The organism is Escherichia sp. MOD1-EC5950 (assembly GCF_002965345.1).
Lineage (GTDB): Bacteria > Pseudomonadota > Gammaproteobacteria > Enterobacterales > Enterobacteriaceae > Escherichia > Escherichia marmotae.
In genome coordinates, this window is the sequence record NZ_PTSR01000001.1 from 117,162 (window position 1) to 132,929 (window position 15,768).

General features: G+C 46.1%; 15 protein-coding genes. All 15 read left to right on the top strand.

Annotated features, from left to right (window positions below; genetic code table 11):
• The first annotated feature begins 20 nt into the window (after positions 1-20).
• Positions 21-2,081 carry a type II secretion system secretin GspD gene (gene gspD / locus BEA93_RS00625; protein ID WP_105224376.1) on the top strand — a complete coding sequence of 687 codons (2,061 nt, stop codon included), beginning with the start codon at positions 21-23 and terminating at the stop codon, positions 2,079-2,081.
• Positions 2,081-3,574: a type II secretion system ATPase GspE gene (gspE, locus tag BEA93_RS00630; protein WP_000249315.1), complete on the top strand. Its 1,494-nt coding sequence runs from the start codon at positions 2,081-2,083 to the stop codon at positions 3,572-3,574. Before gspD ends, gspE begins: the two co-directional genes overlap by 1 nt.
• Positions 3,574-4,797, top strand: coding sequence for a type II secretion system inner membrane protein GspF (gene gspF / locus BEA93_RS00635; RefSeq protein WP_016262541.1), 1,224 nt, complete (start codon positions 3,574-3,576; stop codon positions 4,795-4,797). Before gspE ends, gspF begins: the two co-directional genes overlap by 1 nt.
• Before the next feature lie 16 nt (positions 4,798-4,813).
• Complete coding sequence (gene gspG / locus BEA93_RS00640) at positions 4,814-5,269, top strand: type II secretion system major pseudopilin GspG (RefSeq protein WP_001087280.1); 456 nt, start codon at positions 4,814-4,816, stop codon at positions 5,267-5,269.
• Positions 5,270-5,272: 3 nt separating this feature from the next.
• The gene (gspH, locus tag BEA93_RS00645; protein ID WP_001517082.1) at positions 5,273-5,836 is read left to right on the top strand and encodes a type II secretion system minor pseudopilin GspH; all 564 of its coding nucleotides are present in this window, start codon (positions 5,273-5,275) and stop codon (positions 5,834-5,836) included.
• Positions 5,833-6,204 carry a type II secretion system minor pseudopilin GspI gene (gene gspI, locus BEA93_RS00650; RefSeq protein WP_000820075.1) on the top strand — a complete coding sequence of 124 codons (372 nt, stop codon included), beginning with the start codon at positions 5,833-5,835 and terminating at the stop codon, positions 6,202-6,204. Before gspH ends, gspI begins: the two co-directional genes overlap by 4 nt.
• On the top strand, positions 6,201-6,806 hold the full coding sequence (gene gspJ / locus BEA93_RS00655) for a type II secretion system minor pseudopilin GspJ (protein WP_061091037.1): 606 nt from the start codon (positions 6,201-6,203) through the stop codon (positions 6,804-6,806). The genes gspI and gspJ overlap by 4 nt, the downstream gene beginning before the upstream one ends.
• Positions 6,803-7,780 carry a type II secretion system minor pseudopilin GspK gene (gene gspK, locus BEA93_RS00660; protein WP_105224374.1) on the top strand — a complete coding sequence of 326 codons (978 nt, stop codon included), beginning with the start codon at positions 6,803-6,805 and terminating at the stop codon, positions 7,778-7,780. Before gspJ ends, gspK begins: the two co-directional genes overlap by 4 nt.
• On the top strand, positions 7,777-8,955 hold the full coding sequence (gene gspL, locus BEA93_RS00665) for a type II secretion system protein GspL (RefSeq protein WP_105267604.1): 1,179 nt from the start codon (positions 7,777-7,779) through the stop codon (positions 8,953-8,955). The genes gspK and gspL overlap by 4 nt, the downstream gene beginning before the upstream one ends.
• A gap of 1 nt (position 8,956) precedes the next feature.
• Complete coding sequence (gene yghD, locus BEA93_RS00670) at positions 8,957-9,493, top strand: GspM family type II secretion system protein YghD (RefSeq protein WP_105224372.1); 537 nt, start codon at positions 8,957-8,959, stop codon at positions 9,491-9,493.
• A gap of 1,029 nt (positions 9,494-10,522) precedes the next feature.
• On the top strand, positions 10,523-11,299 hold the full coding sequence (locus BEA93_RS00675; protein WP_016249197.1) for an ABC transporter permease: 777 nt from the start codon (positions 10,523-10,525) through the stop codon (positions 11,297-11,299).
• On the top strand, positions 11,296-11,967 hold the full coding sequence (locus BEA93_RS00680; RefSeq protein WP_016249196.1) for an ABC transporter ATP-binding protein: 672 nt from the start codon (positions 11,296-11,298) through the stop codon (positions 11,965-11,967). The genes BEA93_RS00675 and BEA93_RS00680 overlap by 4 nt, the downstream gene beginning before the upstream one ends.
• Positions 11,968-12,008: 41 nt before the next feature.
• Positions 12,009-12,938: a glycosyltransferase family 4 protein gene (locus BEA93_RS00685; RefSeq protein WP_016249195.1), complete on the top strand. Its 930-nt coding sequence runs from the start codon at positions 12,009-12,011 to the stop codon at positions 12,936-12,938.
• A 6-nt stretch (positions 12,939-12,944) separates the two neighbouring features.
• A complete protein-coding gene (locus BEA93_RS00690) occupies positions 12,945-14,570 on the top strand; it encodes a capsular polysaccharide export protein, LipB/KpsS family (protein WP_016249194.1) in 1,626 nt (541 codons plus the stop codon).
• 15 nt (positions 14,571-14,585) lie between these two features.
• The gene (locus BEA93_RS00695; RefSeq protein WP_016249193.1) at positions 14,586-15,722 is read left to right on the top strand and encodes a glycosyltransferase family 61 protein; all 1,137 of its coding nucleotides are present in this window, start codon (positions 14,586-14,588) and stop codon (positions 15,720-15,722) included.
• Positions 15,723-15,768: the final 46 nt, after the last annotated feature.

Consider the following 15,768-nt stretch of genomic DNA (forward strand, 5'->3'; position numbering starts at 1 on the left):
ATCCAGGAGAATCATTCATCGTGTTTTGGCGTGATATTACGTTGTCGATCTGGCGTAAGAAGACAACTGGCCTCAAAACAAAAAAGCGTTTACTGCCGCTGATGCTGGCAGCGGCATTATGCAGTTCACCAGTTTGGGCGGAAGAAGCCACTTTTACCGCCAATTTTAAAGATACCGACCTGAAATCGTTTATCGAAACCGTCGGCGCTAACCTCAATAAAACCATCATTATGGGGCCGGGCGTTCAGGGGAAAGTGAGTATTCGTACTATGACCCCGCTCAATGAACGCCAGTATTACCAGCTATTCCTTAACCTGCTGGAAGCGCAGGGGTATGCCGTCGTGCCGATGGAAAACGACGTGCTGAAGGTGGTGAAATCCAGCGCCGCAAAAGTCGAGCCGTTGCCGCTGGTCGGTGAAGGTAACGATAACTACGCGGGCGATGAAATGGTCACTAAAGTGGTGCCGGTACGTAATGTGTCTGTACGCGAACTGGCACCGATTCTGCGCCAGATGATCGACAGCGCGGGTTCTGGCAACGTCGTTAATTACGATCCCTCCAACGTGATTATGCTTACCGGACGCGCCTCGGTTGTGGAACGGCTGACGGAAGTGATTCAGCGCGTGGATCATGCGGGAAACCGCACCGAAGAGGTGATCCCGCTGGATAACGCCTCGGCCTCGGAAATTGCCCGCGTGCTGGAAAGCTTGACCAAAAACAGCGGCGAGAACCAACCAGCAACGCTGAAATCACAGATTGTTGCTGATGAACGCACTAACAGCGTCATTGTCAGCGGCGATCCCGCTACGCGAGACAAAATGCGCCGTCTGATCCGTCGCCTGGACTCAGAAATGGAACGCAGCGGCAACAGCCAGGTGTTCTATCTCAAATACAGCAAAGCGGAAGATCTGGTCGATGTTCTGAAACAGGTCAGCGGCACGCTCACCGCCGCTAAAGAAGAGGCGGAAGGCACGGTCAGTAGCGGACGTGAGGTTGTTTCTATTGCCGCCAGCAAACACAGTAATGCCCTGATTGTGACCGCGCCGCAGGACATCATGCAGTCGCTGCAAAGCGTGATTGAACAACTGGATATCCGCCGTGCTCAGGTGCATGTCGAGGCGTTGATCGTGGAGGTTGCCGAAGGCAGCAATATCAACTTCGGCGTGCAGTGGGCGTCGAAAGATGCCGGATTAATGCAGTTTGCCAACGGCACGCAGATCCCTATCGGCACGCTAGGGGCGGCGATTTCTGCAGCGAAGCCGCAGAAAGGCTCCACGGTGATCAGCGAAAACGGTGCCACCACCATTAACCCGGACACCAACGGCGATCTCTCCACGCTCGCCCAGCTACTTTCCGGCTTTAGCGGTACGGCGGTTGGCGTGGTGAAAGGCGACTGGATGGCGCTGGTGCAGGCGGTCAAAAACGACTCCAGCTCTAACGTCCTTTCTACGCCGAGCATCACCACGCTGGACAACCAGGAAGCCTTCTTCATGGTGGGTCAGGACGTTCCGGTATTAACCGGTTCTACCGTTGGCTCCAATAACAGTAATCCTTTCAACACGGTAGAAAGGAAAAAAGTCGGCATCATGCTGAAAGTCACGCCGCAGATTAACGAAGGTAACGCGGTACAGATGGTGATTGAGCAGGAAGTCTCGAAGGTGGAAGGGCAGACCAGCCTCGACGTCGTGTTTGGTGAGCGCAAACTGAAAACCACCGTGCTGGCTAACGATGGCGAGCTGATTGTACTTGGCGGTCTGATGGACGACCAGGCGGGAGAAAGCGTGGCGAAAGTGCCGTTGCTGGGCGATATCCCGTTGATTGGCAACCTGTTTAAGTCCACGGCAGATAAAAAAGAAAAACGTAATCTGATGGTGTTTATCCGCCCGACCATTCTGCGTGACGGTATGGCGGCAGACGGCGTTTCGCAGCGCAAATATAACTATATGCGCGCCGAGCAGATCTATCGCGATGAGCAAGGCTTAAGCCTGATGCCGAACACTGCGCAGCCGGTACTACCAGCGCAAAACCAGGCCTTACCGCCGGAAGTTCGTGCGTTCCTCAATGCCGGGAGAATGCGTTAATGGTGCCTGTAGCACAGGAAACCTCCGCTAACACCGTGCGTCTGCCCTACAGTTTCAGCCGTCGGTTTAGCCTGGTGGCATGGTGCGAAGCGTCGCTGGAGATCCTCCATGTTCATCCGTTGTCGCTCTCTGTTTTGCAGGAGCTGCAACGGGGGCTGAACGCGCCCTTTACGCTGCGGCAAATCGACGAGGCCGAATTTGAACAGCGGCTGAATGCGGTCTGGCAGCGGGACTCTTCCGAAGCTCGCCAGTTGATGGAAGATCTCGGTTCTGCCGAGGACTTCTTTACCCTCGCAGAAGAGCTGCCAGAAACGGAAGATTTGCTGGAAAGTGACGACGATGCGCCGATCATCAAGCTGATCAACGCCATGCTGGCAGAGGCAATTAAAGAAGGCGCTTCGGATATCCACATTGAGACGTTTGAAAAGAGTCTGGTGATCCGTTTTCGTGTAGACGGAACGCTACATGAAATGCTGCGTCCCGGGCGCAAACTGGCCTCGCTGCTGGTGTCGCGTATCAAGGTGATGGCGCGGCTGGACATTGCCGAAAAGCGCGTGCCGCAGGATGGGCGTATTGCGCTGTTGCTGGGCGGTCGGGCGATTGACGTGCGTGTCTCCACCATGCCTTCTGCCTGGGGTGAACGCGTGGTGCTGCGACTGCTGGACAAAAACCAGGCTCGCCTGACGCTGGAGCGTCTGGGGCTGAGTCATGAACTGACCGCGCAGTTGCGCCAGCTACTGCACAAACCGCACGGCATCTTTCTGGTGACGGGGCCGACGGGTTCTGGCAAAAGCACCACGCTGTACGCCGGATTGCAGGAGCTGAACAACCACTCGCGCAACATTCTCACGGTTGAAGACCCCATCGAATACATGATTGAAGGGATTGGTCAGACGCAGGTCAACACCCGTGTCGGCATGACCTTCGCCCGTGGCCTGCGTGCGATTTTGCGTCAGGACCCGGATGTAGTGATGGTCGGTGAGATCCGCGATACCGAAACCGCAGAAATCGCCGTTCAGGCGTCGCTTACGGGGCACCTGGTTCTTTCCACGTTGCATACCAACACGGCGGTGGGGGCAATCACGCGTTTGCAGGATATGGGCGTAGAGCCTTTCCTGCTCTCTTCCAGTCTGACGGGCGTGATGGCGCAGCGACTGGTTCGCACGCTGTGCCCCGACTGCCGCCAGCCCGCACCTGCCACTGACGAAGAAAAACGCCTGTTGGGGATTACCGATGCGCGAACCGTCACTCTGTACCATCCGCAGGGCTGCCCCGCCTGTAATCACAAAGGTTTTCGTGGGCGCACCGCCATCCATGAGCTGATCGTGGTGGACGCCACATTGCGTGATTTGATCCACCGTCAGGCCGGGGAACTGGAGCTGGAACGTTATGTCCGGCAACACTCTGCGGGTATCCGCAGCAACGGCATTGAGAAAGTACTCGCCGGAGAAACCTCTCTCGATGAAGTGCTGCGGGTAACGATGGAGGCGTAATGGCACTGTTTTACTATCAGGCACTACAGCGTAATGGCCGCAAAACCAAAGGCATGATTGAGGCGGATTCCGCGCGTCATGCCCGCCAGTTGTTGCGCGCTAAAGACCTCATTCCCGTGCACATTGAAGCCCGGCTGAATGCTTCGTCAGGGGGAATGTTGCAGCGTCGGCGGCACGCACATCGTCGTGTGGCGGCGGCAGATCTGGCGCTGTTCACCCGCCAACTGGCAACGTTGGTTCAGGCAGCAATGCCGCTGGAAACCTGCTTACAGGCGGTCAGTGAGCAAAGCGAAAAACTGCATGTGAAAAGTCTGGGAATGGCGCTGCGCAGCCGGATTCAGGAGGGGTACACCCTGTCGGACAGCCTGCGCGAACATCCCCGCGTCTTTGATTCCCTGTTTTGTTCGATGGTGGCTGCCGGAGAAAAATCCGGGCATCTCGATGTGGTGCTCAATCGCCTGGCGGATTACACCGAACAGCGCCAGCGCCTGAAATCACGACTGCTGCAGGCCATGCTCTACCCGCTGGTGCTGTTGGTGGTGGCAACGGGTGTGGTCACTATTTTGCTGACGGCGGTGGTGCCGAAAATTATCGAACAGTTCGATCACCTCGGACACGCGCTGCCCGCCTCCACCCGCACCCTTATCGCCATGAGCGACGCCTTACAAGCCAGCGGCGTTTATTGGCTGGCGGGATTGCTGGGGCTTCTGGTGCTGGGGCAACGGCTACTCAAAAAGCCGACTATGCGGCTGCGCTGGGATAAAACTTTGCTGCGCTTGCCCGTGACGGGGCGGGTTGCTCGCGGGCTGAATACGGCGCGTTTTTCCCGCACTTTAAGCATCCTCACCGCCAGCAGTGTTCCGCTGCTGGAAGGCATTCAGACCGCTGCCGCCGTGTCGGCAAATCGCTATGTCGAGCAGCAACTGCTACTGGCGGCAGATCGCGTCCGCGAAGGAAGCAGTCTGCGCGCCGCGCTGGCGGATCTGCGCCTGTTCCCGCCGATGATGTTGTACATGATCGCCTCTGGTGAACAGAGCGGCGAGCTGGAAACCATGCTTGAACAGGCCGCGGTCAACCAGGAACGGGAGTTTGATACCCAGGTGGGGCTGGCGTTAGGGCTGTTTGAACCGGCGCTGGTGGTGATGATGGCGGGCGTGGTGCTGTTTATCGTCATCGCCATCCTCGAGCCGATGCTGCAACTGAACAATATGGTTGGAATGTAATTTACGGAGTTATCACATGAATTCGTTATCCCGCGCGCAAAAACCACGGGCAGGTTTTACCCTACTGGAAGTGATGGTGGTGATTGTTATTCTTGGCGTCCTGGCAAGTCTGGTGGTGCCTAACCTGCTGGGCAACAAAGAGAAAGCGGACAGGCAAAAAGCCATCAGCGATATCGTGGCGCTGGAAAACGCGCTGGACATGTACCGGCTGGATAACGGGCGTTATCCAACCACCGAGCAGGGGCTTGAGGCGCTGATCCAGCAACCGGCCAATATGGCAGATTCCCGCAACTACCGTACCGGTGGGTACATTAAACGGCTACCAAAAGATCCGTGGGGCAATGATTATCAGTATCTCAGCCCGGGTGAAAAAGGGATGTTTGATGTTTACACCTTAGGGGCGGATGGTCAGGAAAACGGAGAAGGGGCTGCCGCAGATATCGGTAACTGGAATTTACAGGAGTTTCAGTAATCAGTGCCTGGACGCGGATTCACTCTTCTGGAAATCATGCTGGTGATTTTCCTGATCGGCCTTGCCAGTGCAGGCGTGGTACAGACTTTTGCGACCGATTCTGAATCGCCTGCGAAAAAAGCGGCGCAGGATTTTCTGACTCGCTTTGCGCAGTTTAAGGACAAGGCAGTGATCGAAGGGCAAACACTCGGTGTGCTAATCGACCCGCCCGGCTACCAGTTTATGCAGCGTCGCCAGGGGCAGTGGTTGCCCGTTTCCGCGCCCCGGTTATCGGCACAGGTTACTGTGCCGAAACAGGTGCAGATGCTGTTACAACCCGGAAGTGATATCTGGCAGAAGGAGTATGCGCTGGAGCTGCAACGTCGTCGCCTGACGCTGCATGATATTGAACTGGAGCTGCAAAAAGAGGCGAAAAAGAAGACACCGCAAATCCGCTTCTCGCCTTTTGAACCTGCCACACCGTTTACGCTGCGCTTTTATTCTGCGGCGCAAAACGAATGCCAGGCGGTGAAACTGGCGCACGATGGCGCGTTATCTCTCAGTCAATGTGATGAGAGGATGCCATGAAGCGCGGATTTACGTTGCTGGAAGTGATGATCGCACTGGCGATTTTTGCGCTGGCTGCCACGGCGGTATTACAGATCGCCAGCGGCGCGCTAAACAATCAGCAGGTTCTTGAGGAGAAAACGGTAGCTGGCTGGGTGGCCGAAAACCAGATCGCACTGCTCTACCTGATGACCCGCGAACAGCGGGCGGTCAGGCATCAGGGCGAGAGCGATATGGCAGGAAACCGCTGGTACTGGCGAACGATCCCACTGAATACAGGCAACGCGTTGCTCCAGGCGGTGGATATTGAAGTCAGCCTTCACGAAGACTTTTCGCCGGTGGTTCAGTCACGGCGCGCCTGGTTTAGCGCCGTGGGAGGCCAACAGTGAAAAGGATTCGCCCTGGTTTTACGTTACTGGAAATGCTGGTGGCAATTGCCATTTTTGCCTCACTGGCATTGATGGCGCAGCAGGTGACAAACGGTGTCACGCGCGTGAATAGCGCCGTCGCGGAGCACGATCAAAAACTCAACCTCATGCAGCAAACGATGAGTTTTCTGACCCATGATCTGACCCAAATGATGCCGCGTCTGGTAAGAGGCGAGCAGGGCCAGAGGGAACCGGCGTTACTGGCGGGCGCAGGCGTGCTGGCGTCTGAGAGTGAAGGGATGCGCTTTGTGCGTGGCGGCGTGGTTAATCCGTTGATGCGCCTGCCGCGCAGTAATCTGCTCACTGTCGGTTACCGCATTCATGACGGTTACCTTGAACGGTTAGCCTGGCCGCTGACCGATGCAGCGGGCAGCGTGAAGCCAACAACGCAAAAATTAATTCCGGCAGATTCGCTCCGTTTGCAGTTCTACGACGGCACGCGCTGGCAGGCGAGTTGGTCGTCAGGGCAGGCGCTCCCTGTGGCGGTGCGCATGACTCTGCATTCGCCGCAATGGGGCGAGATTGAACGCATCTGGTTGTTACGTGGGCCGCAATTATCATGATCACCTCACCACCAAAACGCGGAATGGCACTGATCGTGGTGCTGGTATTGCTGGCGGTCATAATGCTGGTAACCATCACACTTTCCGGGCGGATGCAGCAACAACTTGGGCGAACGCGCAGCCAGCAGGAGTACCAGCAGGCACTGTGGTACAGCGCCAGTGCAGAAAGCCTGGCGCTGAGCGCGCTCAGCCTGAGCCTGAAAAATGAACAACGCGTGTATCTGGCACAGCCGTGGGCTTCCGGCCCCCGTTTTTTCCCACTGCCGCAGGGGCAAATTGCCGTCACCCTGCGTGACGCACAGGCCTGCTTTAATCTGAATGCTCTCGCACAGTCGACGACGGCGACGCGTCCGCTTGCGGTGCAACAGTTGATTGCCTTGATCACGCGTCTCGATGTGCCTGCTTATCGGGCTGAGCTGATAGCCGAAAGTCTGTGGGAGTTTATTGACGAAGATCGCAGCGTGCAAACGCGGCTGGGTCGTGAAGACAGTGAGTATCTCGCCCGCTCGGTGCCGTTCTACGCCGCGAATCAACCGCTGGCGGATATCAGCGAAATGCGTGTGGTGCAGGGAATGGACGCCGGACTTTATCAAAAACTCAAACCGCTGGTCTGTGCGCTACCGATGACCCACCAACAAATCAACATCAACACCTTAGAGGTCGCGCAAAGCGTGATTCTTGAGGCGCTGTTCGACCCGTGGTTAAGCCCTGTTCAGGCGCGAGCATTATTACAACAACGTCCGGCGAAGGGCTGGGAAGATGTCGATCAGTTTCTTGCACAGCCGCTACTCGCTGACGTCGATGAGCGTACAAAAAAACAGCTAAAAACCGTCCTGAGCGTGGACAGCAACTACTTCTGGCTGCGTTCAGATATCACCGTGAATGAGATTGAACTGACGATGAATTCGTTAATTGTCCGCATGGGGCCACAACACTTTTCGGTTCTCTGGCATCAGACAGGAGAAAGTGAGTGAGTTCCATGCTTGAGATTTTTTTCCCGCTTTGCGCCTCTGACTCCATTCGTTGGCAGCGCCGTTCCGCCGACGTGGAGCACGGCATCTGGCCTGACATTGCCGACGAACAGCTTCAGCAATGGCTGCAAACTGATACGATTCGGCTCTACATTCCCGGCGAATGGATCAGCATCTGGCAGGTTGAACTGCCTGATGTTCCCCGTAAGCAGATACCGACTATTCTGCCCGCCTTACTGGAAGAAGAGCTGAACCAGGATATTGATGAACTGCATTTTGCGCCGTTGAAAATCGACCAGCAACTGGCAACCGTAGCAGTGATTCACCAACAGCATATGCGCAACATTGCGCAGTGGTTGCAGGCAAACGGCATCACCCGCGCTACCGTCGCGCCGGACTGGATGTCCATTCCTTGTGGCTCTATGGCTGGCGATGCGCAACGGGTTATCTGCCGCATCGATGAATGTCGGGGATGGAGTGCCGGGTGGGCGCTGGCTCCGGTCATGTTCCGCGCACAGCTCAATGAGCAGGAATCACCGCTTTCGTTAACCGTGGTCGGCATTGCACCGGAAGAGCTATCTGCATGGGCTGGCGCAGACGCCGGACGCCTGACGATCACGTCTCTGCCCGCTATTACCACCTGCGGTGAACCAGAAGGGAACCTGCTGACAGGGCAGTGGCAACCTCGCGTCAGCTACCGAAAACAGTGGGCGCGCTGGCGGGTGATGGTTCTGCCTGTATTGCTGATTCTGGCTGCGCTGGCAGTGGAACGGGGCGTGACGTTATGGAGCGTCAGCGAACAGGTGGCGCAAAGCCGCGCCCAGGCAGAGAAACAGTTCTTAACGTTGTTCCCGGAGCAGAAGCGGATTGTGAATTTGCGCTCTCAGGTGACGATGGCGATGAAAAAATATCGCCCACAGACTGACGATACCAGGCTACTTGCCGAGTTGTCAGCGATCGCCAGCACCCTGAAATCGGCGTCACTTTCCGACATTGAGATGCGTGGTTTCACCTTTGATCAAAAACGCCAGACGCTCCACCTTCAGTTGCGGGCAGCGAGCTTTGCCAGTTTCGACAAACTGCGTAGCGCACTGGCGGCAGATTATGTTGTGCAACAGGACGCGTTACAGAAAGAGGGTGATGCGGTTTCCGGCGGCGTAACGTTGCGGAGGAAATAACATGTTACGCGATAAATTGATTCACTATTTTCAGCAATGGCGTGAGCGCCAGTTAAGCCGTGGCGAACACTGGCTGGCACAACACCTGGCGGGGCGTTCGCCGCGCGAAAAGGGCATGTTACTGGCCGCGGCGGCGTTCCTGTTTAGCGCCGGATATTACGTCCTCATCTGGCAGCCGTTGAGCGAACGGATAGAGCAACAGGAGACGATGTTGCAGCAACTGGAGGTGATGAACACCCGACTGAAACGCGCCGCACCGGATATTATTGCGGCGCGAAAATCCGCCACGACAACGCCTGCACAGGTATCGCGGGTTATCAGTGACAGCGCTTCCGCGCATTCTGTGGTCATCAAGCGGATAGCCGAGCGTGGGGAGAATATTCAGGTCTGGATAGATCCGGTGGTGTTTAATGACCTGCTGAACTGGTTAAACGCGCTGGATGAAAAGTATGCGCTGCGGGTGACACAAATTGATGTCAGTGCAGGTGAGAAGCCAGGAATGGTGAATGTGCAGCGACTGGAGTTGATAAGAGGATAAGTGTTCCAGTAAATTCCCTGTGAAATTCAGCCCGAAAGGTGAGTGTATAATCTTCTTATCCACTCACCGAATTGAATGTTTTTGCAATAAGAAATATCCCATTCCTCTCATCACTGAATGTTCTGCAAAACAACAGATACGAGTTCTCTCCTGAAACAGCCCGGCGTCCTATAAATATGCTTACGTGTGGCAATACATCATGATTATTAATAGATGCAATGAATCATTAGGTGGCAATTGATAGGTCAAAACATATAGGATAATTCTTGTGTGATCTGTATTTTGTGTAGCTTGGAAATTAGTAAAATTCCTGGAGATAATCAGAAATGGAATTTCAAGTAAGTATAATAATTTCCATGGAAACTATTCGTCGATTTTTAGAAAAGTCTGCTCAGGTATATCTACTGAGGGATGATGCTGGTTGTAACACTGGTTAAAATAAATACACAAAATAATCAAGGTGTATATTTTAATCGACGAAAATAATTACTTCTGGGATTATTGGTGCGACTTAAATAACACCATTTAAATGTGATATAAATCACAAATATGGCTGTGAAGAGGGTGCTGTAGATGTAAATAAGAAGTACATGAGTGAATTTTAAATAGAGAAATAGTTTCTTGGCAAACAATTTATTGGTAATCAATTGCGTGCGTTCTGGTTTGATACAGGTTGTAGGAATTGTTACGCATAAAATCCATAGAGGTGTTATAATCAAGTAGTTAACAGTAATGGTAAAAATAATTTCCTGAGAAATTAACTCCACATTCTAAAACGGCCAGTTTTCTGAAATTACCAGAAGACCGAATACATTCATGCCTGAAGAATGGATTAGAAGAAAAGAGACGGAAATAGAACAGATTATTTCTGCGGAAATAATTTCTGCAGAAATTGTTTGCGGCTATTAAAAAGGCCGAACCGTCTGAACGAAATTTATCCAGTTACAAATAAGTATTACCTCCAGTGTATTGGTAGCTGTTAAGCCAGGGGCGGTAGCATACCTGAAGATATTAGGATCACATCATCAAATGGCAAGAAGTGGATTTGAAGTTCAGAAAGCCGCTGTTCATGCTCTCTTTTTACGAGAGTTAAAAACACGCTTTGGTAAATATCGCCTTGGATATTTATGGGCGATACTAGAACCTGCCTCTCATATGTTGATTTTATTTTTCATATTTGGTTTCATCATGCATAGAACCATGCCTGGCATATCATTCCCGGTCTTTCTGCTAAATGGTATTATTCCATTCTTTATATTCTCGAATATATCAAGCAGATCTATAAACGCAATTGAGGCAAACCAAGGGCTATTTAACTATAGACCCGTAAAACCTATTGATACTATTATTGCACGAGCTATTTTAGAATTATTAATTTATTTATTAGTATATATTATTTTGCTTATTATATTATTTACATTTAAAGAACAATTTTCATTCGAACGATTGTTATTATTAATAGTTACATGGTTCCTACTTTTTTTAGTATCTATAGGAATAGGGACCATATTTATGATCATTGGCAATACTTTTCCTGAAACTGAAAAATTGCTCCCTATTTTATTAAAACCATTATATTTTGTGTCCTGTATAATGTTTCCATTGCATTCAATACCTAGAGAATATTGGTCATATTTATTGTGGAACCCATTAGTGCATATCGTGGAGCTTTCAAGAATAGCCATGTTAAACAACTACAAATCTGATGGTGCAAGTCTATCTTATTTATCACTATGTGCACTAATAATACTGTTTTTTTCATTAGCATCATACAAAGTTAAAGAAAAAGAGATGTTAACATCATGATTCATATTGATAATTTAACAAAAAGTTATAGAACATCGAAAGGGATACACTTTGTTTTTAAAAATATAAATTTAAAAATCCCAAGTAACAAAAATGTTGCTTTAATAGGACGTAACGGTGCTGGCAAATCAACTTTATTAAGGATAATTGGTGGAATTGACAGGCCGGATAATGGAAATATTATTTGTAATAAAAAAATATCATGGCCAGTAGGCCTTTCCGGAGGATTCCAAGGCAGTCTTACTGGTCGAGAAAATGTTAAATTTGTCGCTAGATTATATTCTAAAAAAAATGAATTACAATCAAAAATAAAGTTTGTTGAAGATTTTTCTGAGCTTGGGCATTATTTTGATATGCCTATCAAAACTTATTCATCTGGGATGAAATCACGCCTTGGTTTTGGCTTAAGTATGGCATTTGATTTTGATTATTATTTAGTTGATGAAGTCACAGCTGTTGGCGATGCTCGATTTAAAGAAAAATGCTCGAGGATTTTTAAAGAACGTTATGAAAAATCTAATATTATAATGGTATCTCATAGTCTAAACGCATTAAAAGAATTTTGTGATATAGCTATATATCTTAAAGCATATGATGAGATTAAGTATTATGACTCTGTAATAGATGCTCTTGATGAATATTCTTTCGATATAAAAAATGTAAAATAACTTTATTTATTATTCCTGCCAAATTATCAAAGTACATTGTTATGTCTATAATAGTTAATCATGTAATGTCATCTAATATTACAAGTGGAATCTTTACGGATCTTCTTTCTTATTATAAAAAATATTGTGACAAAGAGATATCGATAGTTGAAAGTTGCAGACCAATTGATAACGCAGACCTCTATCACTACCACCGCCCTCATTTGGAAAGCGAGCTAAAAGCAAACTCTGTTGTAACTATTCACCATGACTTAAATGATACAGATCCTTGGTTAAATTATGAAAAATTTCATCCTAGATATATGGAGGCAAAGAAAATATTATGTCTTAATTCAATGCAACAAGCATTCATACATAATAAGGGGTTAACAAATACTGAAGTTATCCCACATGGTTATAATTCAGATGTATTTTGTAATACACTAATGTCAAAGAAAAAAACTGATAAGATTAATATCGGTTTTATTTCAAAAAGATATGGTCGCAAAGTTAAGGGGGAAGCTTATCTTTATGAGATTTTCAAAAGACTGGATTCACAAAAATACAAATTTATTTTTGTCGGCGTTGATAGAACAATAACAGCATATAAAGCTGCACAATATGGTTTTGAAGTAAAGTGCTATGAAAGACTACCATATTTTTGTTATGGAGATTTATATAAACAACTCAATTTCCTTTTAGTAACTAGCTTGTATGAAGGTGGCCCTGCAAATATCCCTGAGGCAATTGCATCAGGCACACCAATAATATCGACACCTGTTGGAATGGTGAATGACTATGTTAAAAATGGTGTGAATGGTATTATTTTAACTGGTGATATTGAAAAAGACATTGATAATATTAACTATTTTTCTCAAGACATTAATTACCAAGAATTAGAAAAAAATGCGTTCGCAAGTTCAAAAAATATAATGACATGGCAAGATGTAATGGAAAAAACCTCATTAATCTATAAAAATATGGTAAGGTGATTTATAATGAAAAATATAAGCATTTTATTTTCCGATAGCGTACATTTTCATGTAAGGAATTTTAAAAGTTTATTTGATTTTATTGAAAGGCATAAGATATATCATACTTTTGTACGCGAAAGGAATAAATGGGTAAGCGCTTACGGGAATTATGAGTGTTTTTTTGATGAATTGCAACCAAAATATAATGAATTGCTGGAACAAGATAGAGAGGAATTATATTACTTTACAGTAAATGGAATTAATCTTTTTAAAGTATGCAGAGATGAAGCATTATCATATTATTTGCCAATTGACAGCTTTAGACTTTTATTAAGCGGTGTGCCTGATGATAGTGATTTATTTTTGTTCATGATGCAAACGGACTCTAGGGCATTACTGCTAAACTTAGCTGCTGCCTGGTCTTGGATTGATTTTTGGAAAGATAAACTGAGTAATATAAAAAAACATACATATGCTTGTATTTTTTCTGGAGCTCAAATATATAACAGAGTTTTATTAGAGATTCTTAAAACTCACCCAACAACACCTCTTGTCTTGGAACATTTTTTCACAGGGAATGAATACTATATTGAAGAGAAGTATGACCCTATTCCTAATAATACAAATTTAAAGATAAGTAATGTCTATAACTCAGTTAATATAGAAGAAAACGGTTTTGAGTTAGAAAGGACAAGGATCAAAGCGATTAATAAGGTTCTCTTGGCTAAAAACAAGAATGTTACCCAACCTTCAGAAACATTCTTAATTGAAAAAAAAGGTAGCAAGACAGTTACTATTATAGGTCAAGTTGTAAATGATTTCTCTGTCATTTGTACTGCAAAGAAATATCTTTCAACTATAGATTTTTATATTGAATTGATTGATAGACTGTTATGCGATGATGATGTTTTTGTTATATTTAAATCCCATCCTTGGGAAAGACACAAAAACAATATACGGTCTGCTTTGACCTTTGAAAAGATCCATGAATATATTAAAGAACTTCCTGATGATAAATCATCAAGAGTATTTATTATAGAGGATTTCAATTTAGAGAGCCTAATAAAACAATCTGATCATATAGTAACTTTGTGTTCTCAATCAGCAATCGAGGCTGCATTTTTAGGTGTTAAGCCAATACAACTTGGTAATGCATTTTATGGGAAAAAAGGATTTACATATGATTTTGATAGTATTGATGAGTTTTTTACTGCCTTAAAAGAAAATAAACTAAATAAATATCTTACTATTGAAGAGTACAGTAATCTTGAACTTTTTTTGATAAAATTTCTTGAAAAAAGCCTTGTTTCCATTCATAAATCAGGGATTCTAAGTTTAGAGAAAAAGTTGAAACTTCCATCTTATATATCTTTAGTTAAACCAATTGTTGGAGAAAAAAAGAAAATAAATCACAATAAAGTTTCTAATAAATCTTCTGAAGGAAATGTTAAAACTGTTATTGAGAAAAAAGAAAATGATGAAATAAAAAAAAGTATTTTTGAAAAAACAGAATTATCGATACTTACCCCATCATGTGAAAATGAAAGGAAATATATAAAGAAAATAAAAAAATTCAAGCAAAATCCTAAAAGATTTTTTATTGACTCCAGGTATAAATCACTTAATTTTTTAGCAAAAATTTTATTTTAATAGGCAAGTGATAATATGTTGGTTCATAATGCATTTAAACCAATTGATATAAGAAACTCAAAGGATATATTTTTAAATAAAATTAATAGATATATCGCTCAAGATAAAATGCAAATAAAATCGATGTCTAATCCTTTTTTTCAGGTAGACAACGAAAATATGGATATATCTGAGCTTTCCGCTATTTTTACAACACAATATCAAACTCATGAGGTGATCATTATTGAGGTTGAATCATGTAAAATTGGCCCTCGCCCAGAAGGAATGCCAAGGTATTGGCCTATTTTATATAAAGATAAATATCTTTGGAATTTTATAAATGTGTCTGGGAAGCAAGCTTTAAAAGAACAAGGAATACTTAATTATAATGAGAGACAGTTATTTGTTGATGATTTTCATGACTCAATAAAAATTCATGGTAAGTCTATCTGGCTTTATATGTTCTCAAATTTAGATCATTTATATCGAGAGTCGTTGCCTGCACTTTATTTGATAAAACAGGTATATGGTTCATTAGATGGTTTTAATATTGTTACGCCACATATATCAGAAGAACTTGTTATTTTGCTTGAAGGTTTAGGGGTTAAAAGAAATAAAATAATACAAGTTGGAAACACTTGGATTGAATTTGATAATGTGATAATCACATCATTTCCAAGTTTCGGTCATTTACATACTCCAAGCGATTATTATATCAAAAGCTGTAATAATCTTTCAGAGTCATTCTCGAAATTATCAAATATTACTCAGAAACATAAAATTTTTATTTCTCGGCGGAATGCAACACAGCGAAAAATCCATAACGAAATAGATTTATATAAGTACTTTGAAGAACAGGGATATTACATCTGTGATCCGGGTGATTATACTCCAAGTGAACAAATTGCTCTGTTTTCTCACGCGGAAATAATTGTTGGATCGCATGGGATGGGCATTGCAAATGCTGTTTTTTCAAAAAATTTAAAAATTCTTATTGAGATAATGCCTACAGATTGGAATAGAGTTAGTTATTATCGTACTACTCAGCTAATGAATTGTAAATATGGATGCTATTGGATAGAAAAAAATGAGGATAAAGAGCTGACAATAGATGTTGATAGGTTTGTAATGTTCGTAGAACACTGTACGGCGTCATTAAATGACGATGTCTGAAATCGTAACTAATTACCCCATGGCCTGATAATTATTTCTTGTGTTT